Annotated in this window: 17 protein-coding genes and 1 tRNA gene; 7 read left to right on the top strand and 11 right to left on the bottom strand. The window is 63.9% G+C overall.

Features of this window, described 5'->3' with window-relative positions:
- Positions 1-142: 142 nt before the first annotated feature.
- The 3 genes from FHY55_RS02110 to FHY55_RS02100 form a co-directional block, all read right to left on the bottom strand.
- Positions 143-1,249, bottom strand: a complete 1,107-nt coding sequence (locus tag FHY55_RS02110) for a site-specific DNA-methyltransferase (protein ID WP_140012613.1) — start codon at positions 1,247-1,249, stop codon at positions 143-145.
- 92 nt (positions 1,250-1,341) lie between these two features.
- Positions 1,342-1,974 (bottom strand): ribonuclease HII, encoded by a 633-nt coding sequence (locus FHY55_RS02105; protein ID WP_140012612.1) that lies wholly within the window; start codon positions 1,972-1,974, stop codon positions 1,342-1,344.
- 164 nt (positions 1,975-2,138) lie between these two features.
- Complete coding sequence (locus FHY55_RS02100) at positions 2,139-2,591, bottom strand: hypothetical protein (protein WP_140012611.1); 453 nt, start codon at positions 2,589-2,591, stop codon at positions 2,139-2,141.
- 189 nt (positions 2,592-2,780) lie between these two features.
- On the opposite strand from FHY55_RS02100, the gene FHY55_RS02095 reads away from it, so the two are divergent.
- Together FHY55_RS02095 and FHY55_RS02090 are read left to right on the top strand one after the other, a co-directional pair.
- Entirely contained in the window at positions 2,781-3,074 is a 294-nt protein-coding gene (locus FHY55_RS02095; RefSeq protein ID WP_140012610.1) for a hypothetical protein, read from the top strand.
- Complete coding sequence (locus tag FHY55_RS02090) at positions 3,046-3,750, top strand: hypothetical protein (RefSeq protein ID WP_140012609.1); 705 nt, start codon at positions 3,046-3,048, stop codon at positions 3,748-3,750. The genes FHY55_RS02095 and FHY55_RS02090 overlap by 29 nt, the downstream gene beginning before the upstream one ends.
- 89 nt (positions 3,751-3,839) lie before the next feature.
- Here FHY55_RS02090 and FHY55_RS02085 read toward each other — a convergent pair whose 3' ends face one another.
- The gene (locus tag FHY55_RS02085; protein WP_140012608.1) at positions 3,840-4,970 is read right to left on the bottom strand and encodes an alkane 1-monooxygenase; all 1,131 of its coding nucleotides are present in this window, start codon (positions 4,968-4,970) and stop codon (positions 3,840-3,842) included.
- Between the two features lie 60 nt (positions 4,971-5,030).
- On the bottom strand, positions 5,031-6,059 hold the full coding sequence (locus FHY55_RS02080) for an A/G-specific adenine glycosylase (RefSeq protein WP_140015969.1): 1,029 nt from the start codon (positions 6,057-6,059) through the stop codon (positions 5,031-5,033).
- A gap of 102 nt (positions 6,060-6,161) precedes the next feature.
- Here FHY55_RS02080 and FHY55_RS02075 point away from each other — a divergent pair, with 102 nt between their 5' ends.
- The 3 genes from FHY55_RS02075 (at position 6,162) to FHY55_RS02065 (ending at position 8,813) form a co-directional block, all read left to right on the top strand.
- A complete protein-coding gene (locus tag FHY55_RS02075; protein WP_210410524.1) occupies positions 6,162-6,683 on the top strand; it encodes a DUF721 domain-containing protein in 522 nt (173 codons plus the stop codon).
- Between the two features lie 34 nt (positions 6,684-6,717).
- On the top strand, positions 6,718-7,389 hold the full coding sequence (locus FHY55_RS02070; protein ID WP_140012607.1) for a DsbA family protein: 672 nt from the start codon (positions 6,718-6,720) through the stop codon (positions 7,387-7,389).
- A gap of 98 nt (positions 7,390-7,487) precedes the next feature.
- On the top strand, positions 7,488-8,813 hold the full coding sequence (locus tag FHY55_RS02065) for a PAS domain-containing protein (protein WP_140012606.1): 1,326 nt from the start codon (positions 7,488-7,490) through the stop codon (positions 8,811-8,813).
- A gap of 3 nt (positions 8,814-8,816) precedes the next feature.
- Here the strand turns inward: FHY55_RS02065 and FHY55_RS02060 are convergent.
- Positions 8,817-8,893, bottom strand: a tRNA-Arg gene (locus tag FHY55_RS02060).
- Between the two features lie 128 nt (positions 8,894-9,021).
- Here FHY55_RS02060 and FHY55_RS02055 point away from each other — a divergent pair.
- Positions 9,022-10,191 carry a pyridoxal phosphate-dependent aminotransferase gene (locus tag FHY55_RS02055; protein ID WP_140012605.1) on the top strand — a complete coding sequence of 390 codons (1,170 nt, stop codon included), beginning with the start codon at positions 9,022-9,024 and terminating at the stop codon, positions 10,189-10,191.
- Positions 10,192-11,559: an FAD-binding oxidoreductase gene (locus tag FHY55_RS02050; protein ID WP_140012604.1), complete on the top strand. Its 1,368-nt coding sequence runs from the start codon at positions 10,192-10,194 to the stop codon at positions 11,557-11,559.
- A gap of 30 nt (positions 11,560-11,589) precedes the next feature.
- On the opposite strand, the gene FHY55_RS02045 is transcribed toward FHY55_RS02050, so the two are convergent.
- The 5 genes from FHY55_RS02045 to FHY55_RS02025 are packed head-to-tail and all read right to left on the bottom strand — an operon-like array spanning position 11,590 to position 16,310.
- On the bottom strand, positions 11,590-12,462 hold the full coding sequence (locus FHY55_RS02045) for an amidohydrolase family protein (RefSeq protein WP_140012603.1): 873 nt from the start codon (positions 12,460-12,462) through the stop codon (positions 11,590-11,592).
- A 1-nt stretch (position 12,463) separates the two neighbouring features.
- Complete coding sequence (locus tag FHY55_RS02040; RefSeq protein ID WP_371707200.1) at positions 12,464-14,287, bottom strand: feruloyl-CoA synthase; 1,824 nt, start codon at positions 14,285-14,287, stop codon at positions 12,464-12,466.
- A complete protein-coding gene (locus FHY55_RS02035; RefSeq protein ID WP_140012602.1) occupies positions 14,284-14,766 on the bottom strand; it encodes a MarR family winged helix-turn-helix transcriptional regulator in 483 nt (160 codons plus the stop codon). Before FHY55_RS02035 ends, FHY55_RS02040 begins: the two co-directional genes overlap by 4 nt.
- A complete protein-coding gene (locus FHY55_RS02030) occupies positions 14,766-15,533 on the bottom strand; it encodes a crotonase/enoyl-CoA hydratase family protein (protein WP_140012601.1) in 768 nt (255 codons plus the stop codon). The genes FHY55_RS02035 and FHY55_RS02030 overlap by 1 nt, the downstream gene beginning before the upstream one ends.
- 9 nt (positions 15,534-15,542) lie before the next feature.
- A complete protein-coding gene (locus tag FHY55_RS02025) occupies positions 15,543-16,310 on the bottom strand; it encodes an SDR family NAD(P)-dependent oxidoreductase (protein ID WP_140012600.1) in 768 nt (255 codons plus the stop codon).
- Positions 16,311-16,325: the final 15 nt, after the last annotated feature.

Below are 16,325 nucleotides of genomic sequence, written 5' to 3'. Positions count from 1 at the left end.
GCCCGATTTGCCCGTAGGGTGGGCAATCTGCCCACCACCCCGCCAGCAAAAAAGGGGCCCCGTTGCCACAAGGGCAAACGGGGCCAGAGGTCGTGCCATGTGTCAGGCCACAGGCACCGGCGGTAACTGTTGAATGTCGTTGCTAGTCGCGCATCTCGGCGCGGATCTGCTGGCGCAGCACGTCAATGCTCACCGGCTTGCCATCTTTCTTGAAGTGCCAATAGGTCCAGCCATTGCAGCTTGGTGCGCCTTCCAGATGCGCGCCGACCTTGTGGATCGAGCCCTTGATGTCATCGGCCACCAGCGTCCCGTCGGCCCGGATCTTGGCCGCCCGCTTGCCGTTGCCGCTCACCAGCATCTCGCCCGGCCGCAGCATCCCACGCTCCACCAGCTGGCCGAAGGGCACCCGTGGCTCGGCGCGTTTGCTGGTGCTCACCTGCATCGCGTCGCTGTCGATTTTGCGCACGTTATCAATGCGTTTCTGGGCCACCTCGCGATAGTCAGCCTCGCGCTCGATGCCGATGAAGTCACGGCCCAGCATCTTGGCCACGGCGCCCGTGGTGCCGGTCCCGAAGAACGGGTCCAGCACCACGTCGCCCGGGTTTGTCGTGGCGAGCAGCACACGATGGAGCAGCGCTTCCGGCTTTTGCGTCGGATGCGCCTTCTCTCCCCTGGAGTTCTTCAGCCGCTCATGGCCATTGCAGATCGGCAGCACCCAGTCCGACCGCATCTGCACGTCGTCGTTGAGCGCTTTCATGGCTTCGTAGTTGAAGGTGTATTTGCCACCCTCGGATTTACTCGCCCAGATCATGGTTTCATGAGCGTTGGTCAGCCGCATGCCGCGGAAGTTGGGCATGGGGTTGGATTTGCGCCAGACCACATCATTCAGAATCCAGTAACCTGCATCCTGTAGCTTGGTCCCGACGCGAAAGATGTTGTGGTAAGAGCCGATCACCCAGATCGCACCATCTGGTTTCAAAATGCGGCGCGCGGCGGCCAGCCATTGCTCGGTAAAGGTGTCATACACCTTGAAGCTGTCAAACTGGTCCCAGTGGTCGTCAACCGCGTCCACCTGGCTGTTGTCGGGGCGGTGGAGGTTGCCCTTGAGCTGCAGGTTGTAGGGCGGGTCCGCGAAGATCAGGTCAACGGAGGCCTCGGGGAGCTTGTTCATCTCCTCGACGCAATCGCCGGCAAGTATCCGGTTCAGTGGCAGCCCTTGCTGCCCTCTGCGGGTCGTCGTCTTCGTCATCTGTCTGCCTCTGTCCCTGCGCTCTTGTGGCGCTCGGTGTTGTTGGCTTGAGCATGAGTCAGAGGCGATTCGCGGTCAATTTCTTTTTTGAATCAGGGGTTTGTAGATTTTTGTTGCAACAAGATATTGCGTATCGGTGCAAAGGAACGCCTATGATGTTGTGTCACACCCAAGGTTTCGAGTGCCCTCAAGTGCACACTTGTTCCGTAGCCCGCGTTGCTCTCCCAGCCGTAGCCGGGGTGCTGTTGCGCCAAATCCACCATGAGCGCATCTCGGGCCACTTTGGCCACGATCGAAGCCGCCGCGATGGAGAGTGATTTGCCATCCCCCTTCACCACCGCCTCCGCCGATCCGCAGCCCTCCGGCAGCCGGTTGCCGTCGATCAGCAGGTGATCGGGGCGCGTGTTCAGCCCGGCCACGGCGCGGCTCATCGCGGCGAGCGCGGCCTGAAGGATGTTGATCCGGTCTATCTCCTCCACCTCGACGTGGATGATGCAAACCTCGGCGCTCTCGTGGATCGCCTCCGCCAGCGCGAGGCGGCGCTTTTCGGTCAGCTTCTTGCTGTCGTTCAGCCCGGGCGGAATACGGGCCGGGTCCAGCACCACCGCCGCCGCCGTCACCGGCCCTGCCAGCGGCCCCCGGCCCACTTCGTCCACGCCGGCCACACGGGCCAGCCCCCGGGCCATCGCGGCCTCTTCCAGTGTAAAATCAGGAAAGCTCTTCATGCCCCCAACTCGCCTTTGCGCCGGGCCAGCGCAACAAAAAAAGGGGCGGAAAGCCTCACCTTCCGCCCCCAAGTTCAGACGTGGCCCCATGGGGATGACAGCCACGCCCTGCTCGCAGGTGCGCCCCAGGAGACCGGGACGCCCCTTGCCTGATCTCTATCCGCTCAGGTGCGGAAACCGTTGCGCCGCAGGCAGCGCTGCTCGTAGGCCTTCACCTTCTTGCGGCCCACGTCGAGCGTGTAAGAGCATTCGCGCGGCAGCCGGGCGCTGAAGCCCTGACGCTGAAGGCAGGGCACACCATAAAACACCTGCGTTCCCCGGCGCGTGGGCACAGCGGTTTCGCAGCGGCTGGGGAGGCGGGCATGGCGGCCACGGTCCTTGTAGCGGCCTTTGCCCCGGTTCGGCGTGACGGTGACAACCCGGTCGTCGTAGCGGTCCGCACGGTCGGAGCGGCGGTCCTTGTTGCGCTCATTGGCTGCGATAAGCGCGCCAACGGCCCCAAGGCCCAGAAGCAGGCGCAGGGTCTCGCCCCGGTCCATCTCGGCCTGTGCGGGGGCGGCGAAGGAAGTGAGAGCCACAGCGGCAGCGGCGGCGGTTGCGGTAAGGGTCTTGAACATGGCGTCGTCCTCTCTTGCGTGTCTTGAGCCCGGTGTGGGCGTCTGTCCAAGACGCGCCGGGGCGGTGATGAGGCAAGGATGGGCGGTGCCGGGCCGGACAAACAATATCGCCGCCGGGCTATCGCATATCAGGCCGTGCGGGGGCCTTTGTTATTGAATATCGGCGGCCGCAACCGCATGACTACACGTATGAAAACGCTCCTCACCCTTCCCGCCGCCGCGCTCGCTCTGGCGCTGGCGGCCGCCCCTGCGGGGGCCGCCTGCTATGCCGAGTACAAGGCCAAGCAGGACAATCCGCTCAAGCTCCATTACGGTGTGATGGAGCTTGGCAACGCCTGCCCGCCGCGCGGCGAGGCACAGGCACAAATCGCCGCCCGTTTGCAGCGTGGCGGTTGGGTGCTACTCAACGTCATCTCGCTCTTCGAGGGCACCCCCAGCAAGGCGCAGCAGCAGAATGCCGGATCAAACTTCCTTCGCTACTGACCTGCGCAGCACGGGCAACCGCGTCGTCACCTTCGGCATTGCCGGCATCGTCGCCATTCTCGCGATTGCGGCGGTGTTCCTGTTTCTGACCTTGCCGGACGGCAACGCCTTCAACGCGCGGGTCGAGCAGATCTTCACCGAGAATGATGCGCTTGTGTCGGGCGAGGCCGTCACCCTGCTGGAGATCCTCGCGCAATCCGGCACCGCCTTTGGGGATGTTCTGGTCAGCTACCGGATCGTCATCTTCGTGCTGCTCCTCTTCTCCACCGCCCTGCTGATCGCCGCGCTGGTGTTTCTTGTCACCATAATCGCGCTGAACAAGCGGATGGGCGAGATCGAGAAGCAGGGCATTCAGGTCTCCAGCCTCGTAATCTCGCGCGAAGAGCGGGTGGTGCTGCTCAACAACATGGAATTCAAGCTCACCGAGGCGGCGATAGAAACGCTGGCGGTACTGGCCGAGGCCCGGATGGATGAAGACGTGCTAACCGGCGCCGCCATCGAGGGCGTCATCCAAGGCAAGCCCGAGGCCGATTGCGACGAGGCCGCCGGGGCGACCCGCATCAAGCGCCTAAGGGATTCGCTGGGCAACCAGATGGTCTCGGAGCTTCTGGTGAAGAACATCGCCCGCAAAGGCTACATGCTCGCCATCGACAAGGATGTGATCCGGATGGTGTGACAATGGTGGAATAGCACCGTCATCCTCGGGCTTGACCCGAGGATCTCTCGACACCAGGTCCTCGGGTCAAGCCCGAGGATGACATGCCCTCACCCCGGCAACGGCAACTCCCCGCGCTTGTAAGGCCCCCAATCGGTGATCTCCGGGTAATACATTGCCCGCCACTTGCGCACGCGCGGGTTCATCCGGCGGCGCCAGAGCGGCGGGATCACCGCCATGAACCCCATCGCAGGGTATCCGTAAGGCAGCTGCGGGGCCTCGCTCTCGTCGTAAGTTTGCAGCAGCGGAAAGCGGCGCGACGGTTTGTAGTGATGGTCCGAGTGGCGCTGGAGGTTGATCAGCAGCCAGTTCGTCGCCTTATGCGCCGCGTTCCACGAGTGATGCGGGCGCACAGGCTCGTAGCGGCCATCACCAAGGTGCTTCCGCGTCAGCCCGTAATGCTCGATGTAATTCGTCAGCTCCAGCAGCCAAACCGCCGTGAGCGCCTGATAGAGAAACAACAGCAGCCCGGCCCAGCCGCCCAGCACACAGGCCGCCACGATGAAGGCCAGTTGCAGCGCCCAGTAGCGCCAATGCGGATTGCTTTGGTGCCACCACGGCAGGCCCTTGCGCGCCAGCATGGCCTTCTCGGCCTTAAAGGCGCTCACCGGCTCCTCCCGCATCACCCGCCCCAGAAAGCTCCAGTAGCTCTCGTTATACCGTGCCGTCACCGCGTCGGCGCGGGTGCCGACATGCCGGTGATGCACCAGCAGATGCTCCGAGCGGAAATGCGAGTAGAGCACCGAGGCCAGCAAAATTTCACCCAGCCAACGCTCCAGCCGATTGCGCTGATGCACCAGCTCGTGGGCATAGACGATGCCGATTGCGCCGTTCACCACGCCAAGGCCGAAGAAGATCACGATCTTCTCCACCACGTTCAAATGCGCCGCGCCGGGCACCCACGCCAGCATCACCAACAGCAGGCACACCTGCACCGGGCACCACAGCAGGGTCACGAGGCGATACCAGAACAGCTGGGCCTCGTCGGTCTCCGTGTCCGGGTTGTCGAGGTTCAGCCCCAGCGCCCCATCGGCGAGGGTGGCGCCCGCCAGCGTGAACAGCGGCACCGACAGCACCCAAAGCCCGCCCCAGGCTGCGGAGGCGATCACCAGCGGCACGGTCAGGAGCGACACCCAGAAAGGCGCCGCCGCTCGGAAACTTGAGATGGATGCAGAGGCCATTGGCCCTCTCCCGATGGTCATGCGCGCCTCGCGCAGATCATAGAGGGGCGCGGCGCGGTTTCAATCGCCTGCCACATCAAGCGCGGCTGACGTTGCGGCGAGATCATAGGCCTTGCGCATCACCGTGGGCAGGGCGGCGGGCGAAAGCCGTTCCCAATGCAGCCCCTCCGGGGCCTCCACCTCGGCACGCCCGGCATGCACACGCAGGATCAGATGGAAGTGGGTAAAGGTGTGCCGCACTTCCCCGATTTCATGCAGAGCAGCCTCCACCGGCGGCGCTGCGGCAGCAGGTTCTTCGCGCCATTCCGCCCCCGGCCAGCCAAGCATTCCACCCAAAAGCCCGCGCTTGGGGCGGCGCTCCAGCAAAAACGCACCATCCGCCCGGCGGATCACATAGGCATGGCCAAGCCGCACCGGCTTGGGCTTCTTCGGGGTCTTCTTCGGCAGCTCGGCTGCAATCCCCTCCACCCTTGCGGCGCAAGGCTCCCGCCACGGGCAAATGCCGCAGGCCGGGCTCTTGGGGGTGCAGATCGTTGCGCCGAGGTCCATCACCGCTTGGGCGTAATCCCCCGGCCGGCGCTTGGGCGTCAGCGCGGCAGCATGGGCGGTGAGCACCGGCTTGGCGGCAGGCAAGGGCTCCTGCACGGCATGAAGCCGCGCCATCACCCGCTCCACATTGCCATCCACCACCACCTCGGGCCGGTCAAAGGCAATCGCCGCAACCGCTGCCGCCGTGTAGGGGCCGATGCCCGGCAGTTCGCGCAGGCCCTCGGCAGACTCGGGAAAGCCCCCGCGCTCTGCCACCACGCGGGCGCATTTCAACAGGTTGCGCGCGCGTGCGTAGTAGCCAAGCCCGGCCCAGCGGGCCATCACGTCTTCGTCCCTCGCCGCCGCCAGTGCGTCGACCGTGGGCCAAAGCCGGGTGAAGGTGTGGAAATAATCCTTCACCGCCGCCACCGTGGTTTGCTGCAGCATCACCTCCGAAAGCCACACGCCATACGGGTCGGCCCGCGCGTCGCTGCCGGGGGGCACGCGCCACGGCAACACGCGGGCGTGGGCGTCATACCATTCCAGCAGCGCCGCGCTCATCTTCCCGTCACGCAATCTTTATGGCTCCCCTGCCCGCATTTGGCTGGCCCCCTCCGGGCCGCGGGCGGTAAGATAGGGGCCAAACCAGTGAAATGCGAGGCCATGGCCAAGGCTCCTGCAAAATCCCCCAAGCGCTACATGCGCGGCTTCGCCCAAACGGCAAAGTTCGTCTCTGCGGATATCCGCAAGGCGAGCGAAAAGCGGGGCTTTGCCGAGATGCGCGTGCTGACCCACTGGGCCGAAATCGTCGGAGAGCAGACAGCCGCGGTTACGCGCCCGCTTGAGGTCAAGTTTGGCCGCGGCGCTTTCGGGGCCACCCTCCGCGTGCTGACGACCGGGGCCAACGCCCCGATGCTGGAAATGCAGAAGGAGCAGATTCGCGAGCGGATCAACTCCGTCTATGGCTACGCGGCCATTTCTCGCATCCAGTTCACCCAAACCGCCCCCACCGGCTTTGCCGAGGGTCAGGCCGATTTCAACCACGCGCCCAAACGCCGGGCACAGCCTGCCCCTGCCGAGCGCAAGGCGGCCGAGGCGCTGGCCGAAGGCGTCACTGATCCCGCGCTGAAAGCGGCCTTGAGCCGGCTCGGCGCCCATGTCATCCACAAGTCCGAACGCGGCTGAACCAAGCCCGCCCGAGCAGACCGAAAGGCCACCCATGAACACCAAAGTCCTCTACTCCGCCATCTTCGTCGCGGCCCTTGCGGCAGGCAGCTACTTTGCCATCAACCGCACCAGCCAGCCCGGAGGCACCGGTTTTGACCTGTCCGCTCAGGCGCAGACGGCAGAGGAGGTCGATACCTCCGGCATCATCGAGATGACGCTGGGCGAAGAAGACGCGCCGGTGACCGTGATCGAATACGCCTCCTTCACCTGCCCGCATTGCGCCAGCTTTCACGCCAATGTCTTCAAGAAGCTGAAGACCGAGTATATCGACACCGGCAAGGTGCACTTCATCTACCGCGAGATCTACTTCGACAAGCCGGGCCTCTGGGCCGGGATGGTTGCCCGCTGCGCTGGCCCGATGCGCTACTTCGGCATTACCGATGCGATCTACACCGAGCAGGCAGAATGGCTCAAATCGCGCGACCTGAACGGCATTCACGGTGACCTGCGCAAACTGGCTTTGAAGTCCGGCCTCGATGGGGAACAGGTGGATGCCTGCCTTGGCGATGCCGATAAGGCACAGGCGATGTATGCACTGTTCCTCAAGAACGCCGAGGCCGATGAGGTCGAGTCCACGCCCACTTTCATCATCGACGGTGAGAAGCACTCGAACATGAGCTATGAGGACTTCGCAGAAATCCTCGACGGCAAGCTGGAAGAGTAAGCTTCGGCGCAGCGGTTAACCGAACGATAGGGGTTTGGCGGTAGCACTCGTGCGGAGCAGGCTTAAAGGCCTGAGCCGCAGGAGCGAGGAGCACCCGGATGGACCCCATAGAAGAGCAGCGCAACGAGTTTCGCCCGCAAAACGGCGAGGCTCCGTTTGATCTGGGCGAGGTGTTCTATTCCCGCACCGATGATCGTGGCGTCATTCAAAGTGGCAACTACGTGTTCCAGCGGGTTGCGCACTACGAATGGGATGAGCTCTTGGGCGCACCGCATAAAACGGTGCGCCACCCCGAAATGCCCAAAGGGGTCTTTCGTGTGTTCTGGGAAGAGCTGAAGGCCGGCAAGGTCACCGCCGCCTACGTCGACAACCGCGCCAAGGACGGGCTCAACTATTGGGTCTTCGCCATCGTTGCGCCCTGCAAGGGCGGCTATCTTTCGGCGCGCGTCAAACCCACCAGCAAGCTTTTTGAGCCGGTAAAGGCGCTCTACGAAGAGATGCTCGCGGCGGAGGGCCGGGGCACATCTGTTGATGACAGCGCGCAGATGATGCTCGATGCACTGCAAGGCATGGGCTATGCCAATTACGATGCCTTCGTTGTCGACGCGGTGGGGGAGGAGCTTCTTAGCGAGTGCCACACCCTCGGGATCGAACCGATCGGAAGTGTCACCGGGGCCCGCGAGCTGGTTGGCTTGGCCGATTCCATCATCACCGCAACCGAGCGGCTTTCGACCGAGTTCACCTATCTCGGCGGCATTCCCCGCAACCTCCAGATCAAGGCCGCGCGGGTTGAGCGCACCGATGGGCCGCTCAGCGTGTTGGCGCGAAACTACGAGGGCATGTCCGTCGATATGTCCGAGTGGTTCGAGGCACATGTTGTGGGTGAGAACACCAGCTTCTCCTCCATCCGCCGCACCATAGAGCGCGCCATGCTCGTCGGCTCCGTCGCAACCATTCTGGCCCGCTGCGACTGCCAGCTGTTGTCAGAACGTCGCGAGCTGGGCGGGGTGGAGATATCGCCGGAACGTGAAATGCTCGGAGGGCTACAGGCCGACTACAAGGCCAAATCCCGGGAGGCCTATGCCCTCGTGGCCACGGAGGCGGGCCGAATCGTCAACTCCTGCCGCGATATGAAGCGCATGCTGCTGGGGCTCGACACACTCCGCGTCGCCTTCAAGATTGAAGACAGTCGCTCAGGCGAGGCCAATGCCGGGATCGGTGACATAATTGCACAGCTCGCCGCCGCCCAAGACAGGGCAAATACCGAACGCAACACGATTCTCGAAGACAGTCGGCGCATGGCGGAGCTTGCCGCAGAAATGCAGGAAAAGGAGCGCGCGCACCTGCCAGACATTCTGCTCTACGGCCCACGCATGCTGCCCGCCGTCGAGGCCACCCCATCCCTCAAGAAATCCGCCGCCTAGAGCTGGCGATCCCGGCAGGATTCGAACCTGCAACCTGCCCCTTAGGAGGGGGCTGCTCTATCCAGTTGAGCCACGGGACCGCGCCGGGTGGGTGTAGCCCGCACGGGCAGGGCGATCAATCCTGAAGCCATCCTTAACAATGCGTGCGCCCTCCGGCCTTTTCATTTCCCGCCCGGCGGGCGAAAAGCTGTGCCGAGGAGGAAGATCCATGGTCACACTATCGCAGCGCACCAGCCGGCTTGGCACAGAGAGCGCATTTGAGGTTCTCGCCCGCGCCGGAAAGCTGGCCGCCGAGGGGCGCAGCATCATCAACCTCGGCATCGGCCAGCCCGATTTTCAGACGCCCGCACATATCGTCGAGGCCGGGATCAAGGCGCTGCGCGATGGCCATCACGGCTACACCCCCGCCAACGGCCTCCCCGCCCTGCGCGAGGCGGTGGCGGCTGATCTGCACCGTCGGCATGGGGCCGAGGTGAACCCCGATAACGTGGTGGTGCAGCCCGGTGGCAAGCCCACCATGTTCTTCGCCTGCATGCTCCTGGGCGAGCCCGGCGCCGAGATCATGTATCCCAACCCCGGCTTCCCGATCTACGAGAGCGTCATCAAGTATTCCGGCGCTACCCCCGTTCCCATCGCGCTGCGCGAGGACAAGGGCTTTGCCTTCTCCGCCGAGGAGGTGCTGGGCCAGATCACCGAGCGCACCCGCCTCATCATCATCAACTCCCCTGCCAACCCCACCGGCGGCGTTACCCCGAAGGAAGAGATCGACAAGCTGGTTGCAGGCCTCGCCGATCACCCCGATGTGGTGCTGATGTCGGACGAGATCTATTCCTGCATGCTCTACGGCGGGCGGCAGCATACGAGCCTGTTGAACTACCCCGAAATCCGCGACCGGCTGATCATGCTTGATGGCTGGTCGAAAACCTACGCGATGACCGGCTGGCGCCTCGGCTATGCCGTCTGGCCCGATGCGCTGGTCGATCATGCCACCCGGCTCTGCATCAACGACCACTCCTGCGTCAACGCGCCCACCCAGTTCGCCGGAATCGCCGCTCTGGAGGGCCCGCAGGACGAGGTGGTGAAGATGGTCGAGGCCTTCGACCGCCGCCGCCAAGTTATCGTCGATGGGCTCAACGCCCTCCCCGGCGTGCGCTGCGCCGATGCCGCCGGGGCATTTTATGCCTTCCCCAATATCGAGGGCACCGGTCTCACGGCCCGCGAGGCGCAGGATCGCTTCCTCGAAACCTGCGGCGTCGCCACCGTCGCTGGCACCAGCTTTGGCGCGCATGGTGAGGGCTTCCTGCGGTTTTCCTATGCCAACAGCGAGGATAACATCCGCGAGGCACTGGCACGGATTGGCAAGGCTCTGGAGGGCTGAATGGCGCATGAACAGGCTCTAACCCAGCTCGAAACGCTCCTTGGCGACCGGCTCAAGCGGAGCGACGCCGAACGTGCAGCCCACGGCCAGAACGAGGCGCATTTCGCCGATGCCCTGCCCGATGCCGTGGCCTACCCCAAGACCACCGAGGAAATCTCGGAGATCATGAAAGTGGCCCATGCCGAAGGCATGCCGGTGACCGCCTTCGGCACCGGCACCTCGTTGGAAGGCCACCACCTGCCTGTGCAGGGCGGGCTCACGCTCGACCTCTCACTGATGAACCGTATCCTCGCCGTTCATGACGCCGATATGGATGTGACAGTGCAGCCCGGCGTCACCCGCGGCCAGTTGAACGACGAGCTGCGCGCCACCGGCCTCTACTTTCCAATCGACCCCGGCGCCGATGCCTCGCTCGGCGGAATGGCGGCCACGCGGGCCAGCGGCACAATGGCGGTGCGCTATGGCACCATGCGCGAGAATATCCTGGCGCTTGAAGCGGTGCTCGCCGACGGGCGGATCATCCGCACCGGCTCACGCGCGCGCAAGTCGTCGTCCGGCTACGATCTCACTCACCTGCTCATTGGCTCTGAAGGCACGCTCGGCATCATCACCGAGCTCACCCTCAAGCTGCACGGCCAGCCCGAGGCCATCGTTGCCGCCACCTGCCGCTTCCCGTCCGTCGAGGATGCGGTGAACTGTGTGATCACAACGATCCAAAGCGGCATCCCAATGGCCCGGATCGAATTGGTCAATTCCGCCATGGTGCGTGGCTTCAACCTCGGCAGCAATGCCGGGCTGCCCGAAGAGCCGCACCTGTTCCTCGAGTTTGCAGGCTCCGATACGGCGGTGCAGGAGCAATCCGAGCTCTTCGGAGAGATTGCCGCCGACTTCAACGCACAGGATTTCACCCGCGCCACCAAGGCGGAAGATCGCAACGCGCTTTGGGCCATGCGCCACAACGCGCACCACGCCTCAAAGGCGCTTTATCCGGGCAAGCGCATGCTGGCAACCGACGTCTGCGTGCCCATCTCCAAACTGGCAGAGGCGGTCTCTGCTGCCGAGGAGTCTGCCCGAGATCTGGGGTTGGAGCCGGTGATTGTGGGCCATGTCGGCGACGGCAATTTTCACACCGGCATCGGGTTTGATCCGGAAGATCCTGCCGAAATCGCCATGATAGAGACGTTTTCGGCAAAGCTGGCCGAGGTTTCCCTGAGCCTTGGCGGCACCGTCTCGGGCGAGCATGGCATCGGGCTGGGCAAGCGCAAGTACATGGAAGCCGAACACGGCCCTGCGCTGGCACCGATGCGTGCGATCAAGCAGGCGATGGACCCGAAAGGCATCCTCAACCCCGGCAAGCTGCTCCCGTAGGGCGGGAATAATCCCGCCCCGCAGTAGGCTCTATGCCAGCCCCAAAAGCCGCGCCGCGTTGCCCTTGATGATATCTTCGCGCAACTCGTCCTTGATGCCGATCTTCTCGAAATCGGCCAGCCAGCGCTCTGGCGTGATCATCGGCCAGTCGGAGCCGAAGAGCACCTTCTTCTTCAGGATCGAGTTGCAGTAGCGCACGAGGATGTCTGGGAAATACTTGGGCGACCAGCCGGACAGGTCGATGTAGACGTTGGGCTTGTGCTGGGCCACCGCCAGCGCCTCCTCCTGCCAAGGGAAGGAGGGATGCGCGAGGATGATCTTCATGTCGGGGAAGTCCACCGCCACATCATCCATATACATCGGGTTCGAGTACTTCAGCCGCATTCCGTTGCCGCCGGGCATGCCGCTGCCCACACCCGTCTGCCCGGTGTGGAACAGCGCAACACAGCCCTCTTCTTCGATCACCTCGTAGAGCGGGTAGGCCATGCGGTCGTTGGCGAAAAAGCCCTGCATTGTCGGGTGAAACTTGAAGCCCTTCACCTTGTAATCCTGAATCAGCCGCCGTGCCTCGCGGGCCGCCATCTTGCCTTTCCACGGGTCGATGGAGGCAAACTGGATCAGCACATCGCTGTTCTCAGCCACATGCTCGGCCACCTCGTCATTCGAGTAGCGCCGATAGCCCGTCTCCCGCTCGGCATCGACGGGGAAGATCACCGCAGCGATGTTTTGCTCACGAAAGTGGGCGGCGGTTTCCGGGATGGTGGGCGGATGCTCCCACGGCGCGCGGAAGTACTTTGCCATCGTGCTCTGCAGATCGTCGTAGCCATCGTCCGGATGGCAGCCGCAGGGCTCTTCGGCGTGGGTGTGAATGTCGATCGCGCGGACCTTGGAAATATCTACCATGTCAGCTGTCCTTCAATGTGATCACAGCCGGATCGGCGTTGTCGTAAAGCCGTTCCAGCAACTCGGCACGGCGCGTCAGCACCTTGCGGAAGTTGAGGTTGCCCTTGGCCGTCATCTCGCCATCGCCCATCGAGGGCGGTTCGGCCAGAACGAGGGCGCGGGTGATGCGTGAGGCAGAGCCTGAAACTTGCGTGGCGCGCTCCGCGAGGCGATGCCGTATTTCGCGCTTCAGGTGCTCGCCGATCAGCGCGCCATCTGCCGAGTCAGTCTCAAAACCTGCCTTATTGAGGGCGGAGATGTTGGGAAAGATCAGCAGGCCAATCTCGGTCCGGTCTGCGCCCGTGATCACAAGATCAGAGGCGATCCCGTCCAGCAACTTCAGCGCGTCCATCCGCAGGCCCGCGGCCCGCACCCATGTGCCGGTTTGCAGCTTGAAGTCTTCCGAGATCCGCCCGTCAAACTTCATGCCCTTGTTGGCATCCTCCGGATCAACAAACACCATCGCATCGCCGGTGATAAAGAAGCCTTCCTCGTCGAAGGCCTCCTTGGTCTTCTCCGCGTCTTCAAAGTAACCCGGCATGATGTTGGGGCCCTTCACCCGCACTTCGCAGCGCATATCCTCATCGGGGATGAACTTGGTGGTCACGCCTGTCAGCGGCACGCCCACAATGCCGGAGCGGTCTGTCGGTTCGTGCTGGAGCAGGGTGGCGGGGGCGGTTTCTGTCAGGCCCCAAGACGAGGTCATCAGCGGGAGAGAGCCGCGCACGTCCATCGCCATCTCTTCCATCGCCGACCAGATGTCCTGCGGCAGCGAGGCCCCCGCGTAGAAAATCATATCGAGCTCGGAGAAGACGGAGCGGCGCAGGGCCTCATCGCTCTTCATCGCATCCACGACCATGCCAAAGCCGACCGGCACGTTGAACCACGTGGTCCCTGCCTTCATCGAAAGGTTTTCCAACGTTCGGTCAATCAGCGCAGGCGTCGGCTTTCCGTCATCAATGTAGATCGAGCCGCCGTTGGCGAGCATCATGTTGAAGTTGTGCGAACCGCCAAACACGTGGTTCCACGGCAGCCAGTCCACGATCCGGGGCGGCTTGGCGGCGAGAAAGGGCAGCGCATCGAGAAGTTGCGCTTGGTTTGCGCACATCATCGCGTGCGTTGTGATCACAGCCTTCGGGTTGGAGGTGGAGCCAGAGGTCAGCAGGTATTTCGCAACCGTGTCCGGGCCGATTCTGTTATGAACAGTGTCGATTTCTACGCCTGCATCGCCTTTGAGCAGCTCGTCGAAAGCCACCATGCCCGGCTCAGCATTGGCCGACACGAGGCGCTCAAGCGCGGCGATCTCGGGCAGGGCCAGCGCCTCGGCATAGCGGGCGGCATCATCGGCAAAGACCATGCGGGGCTTCACCAGCTCCACGGCGTGCTTCAGCCGCCCGTGGGCACCGTGGATCAGGGCATATTGCTCCGCCACCGGCACCAGCGGGATGCCAACATATTGCGCGGCGAGCGACAAAAGGCCGTGGTCCACACTGTTGCCAGACATCACCAGAATGGGCGTTTCCGGCCCCATGCCGCGCGCAACAAGAGCGGCGCCGATGGCTCGAACCTGTTCCAGCACCTCGGCATAGCTCAATTCGCGCCAGCCCGCCCCGGAGCGCTCGGCGATGAACACGCGGTCAGGCGCCTCCTCGGCCCAACGGTGAAGCCAGTCACCGGTCACACGTGCCGCCGGGCTTGGCTCATAGCCGGAGCGCAACAGGATGGTGCCATCAGGGCGGGTTTCGCGGGTCACGTTGTGGGCGCGGTAACGGCCATCCATGGTCATTTCGGGCTCCTCCCCTCTTTACCATTACGTTCGATCCGCCTCATGGCGGTGATCAGCGAGTTCAGCTCGGTTTCGTCGAGGCCTTCGGTCATGCGTTTGTCATGCGCCTGCACAGCCAGCCGGGCCTCCTCGCCAAGGGCCAGGCCCTTTGCGGTCACATGCAGCGCATAGGCGCGGCGATCGTCCGGGGCGCGGTCGCGGGTGAGCAGCCCGGCCTGCTCCAACTCGTCGAGGATCACCACGAGGTTGGGCCGCTCGATGGCCAGAAGCTCCGCCAGTTGCGATTGCCTCAGGCCGGGGTTTTCCATCACCACCACCAGCGCGGAAAAGGTCACCATCCGCAGGCCGAAGGGGGCGAGCGTGGCGTTCACATCCATCTGGATCATGTGAAACGCCCGCTTCATGTTGTAGCCGACATGCGCCCTCAGCCCCTCGTCATGCGGCTCGGGCTGCACCAGCCGGGGGCGCGTGGTGGCCATCAGCTAAACTTCGGCGCGCGCTTTTCGAGGAAGGCAGCAAGGCCCTCCAGCGCATCGGGCGAGGTTTGAGTCAGGGCGGCACAGAGACTTTCGGTAAAGAGCCCATCAGCCTTTGCCATGTCTTCGATCCGGGCAATCGCCTGCACCATGATGTAGTTGGAGAGCGGCGCGTTCGAGGCAATCTTGCGGGCCAGATCCATCGCCAGCTCCAGCGCCTCGCCTTCGCCCACAGCATAGTGGGCGAGCCCTAGCGCCTTGCCCTCTTCATGGCCATATTTCCGGCCGGTCAGCATCATCTCGATCATCCGGTCGGCGCCAAGAATGCGGCCCACGCGCACGGTTGCACCGCCGCCCACGAAAATTCCGCGCCGCCCCTCGGGCAGTTGGAAGATCGTTGAAGGCTCCGCAATCCGCACATGGGTCGAGGTGGCCAGCTCCAGCCCGCCGCCAATCACCGCGCCGAACATCGCCGACACCACCGGCACGCCGCCAAACTGGATGCGCTCCATCACTTCATGCCAGCCACGCGAGTGGCGCATGGTGCCCTCGGCATCGCGCGCCTTGTGCTCGCTCAGGTCGAGGCCGGAGCAAAAGTGCCCCTCGGTGCCCGTCAGCACCACCACGCGGACGCCTTCGGGAATGGCGCGGAAGAAGCCATCAATCGCCTCCAGCAGCTCATCGCACATGGCATTGCGCTTGCCGGGGCGGTTCATGGTAAGCACGGCAATGCCGTCGTCCCGCACCTCGATCTTCAGCATGTCACTCATTGGGTATCCTTATCGCGGGGGAAGGCGGGTTGCGCCATCCAGCCGGATGACCTCGCCGTTGAGGTAGGGGTTTTCCACCATGTGCTGCACCAGCAGCGCGTATTCGCGCGGGTGGCCGAGGCGGTGGGGGTAGGGCACGTTGGCGACGATGGCCGCGGTGGTTTCTTCCGGCAGGCTCTCCATCATCGGAGTGTTGAAGAGGCCGGGGGCAATGGCGTTCACGCGAATGCCCGTCTTGGCAAATTCCCGGGCCGCCGGCAGGCACATCGAGGCCACGCCACCCTTGGAGGCCGCATAGGCCGCCTGGCCAAGCTGGCCGTCCTGATAGGCGGCGCTGGCGGTGTTCACGATAACGCCGCGCTCGCCATCCTCGTTCGCCGCTGGCAACTCCTGCATCAGCCGCGCGGCGTGGGACATCACGTAATAGGTGCCGAAGAGGTTCACCTTTAGCACCTTTTCGAACATGTCGATCGAGAGCTTGCCCTCCCGGCCCACGATGCGCGCCGCAAGGCCAAGGCCTGCGCAGTTCACCGCGATGCGCGGGGCCTCGCCCAAGTCTGCCGCGGCCTTTTCCACTGCGGCCTTCACCGCCGCCTCGTCAGACACATCCGCCGGGCAGGCCGCGCCGCCCACTTCCGCCGCCACGGCTTCCGCCGCCTCGGCGTTGAAGTCGAGCACAGCCACCTTGGCGCCAAGCTCGGCCAGATGCCGCACCGTCGCCGCTCCAAGCCCGCTGCCGCCACCCGTGACGAGGGCTACCGTTCCGCTGATATCCATGAGTCCTCCCAGACG

The organism is Oceanicola sp. D3 (assembly GCF_006351965.1).
Classification (GTDB): domain Bacteria; phylum Pseudomonadota; class Alphaproteobacteria; order Rhodobacterales; family Rhodobacteraceae; genus Vannielia.
Note: the sequence above shows the minus strand (reverse complement) of the source record. Positions and strands in the feature narration are given on the sequence as shown.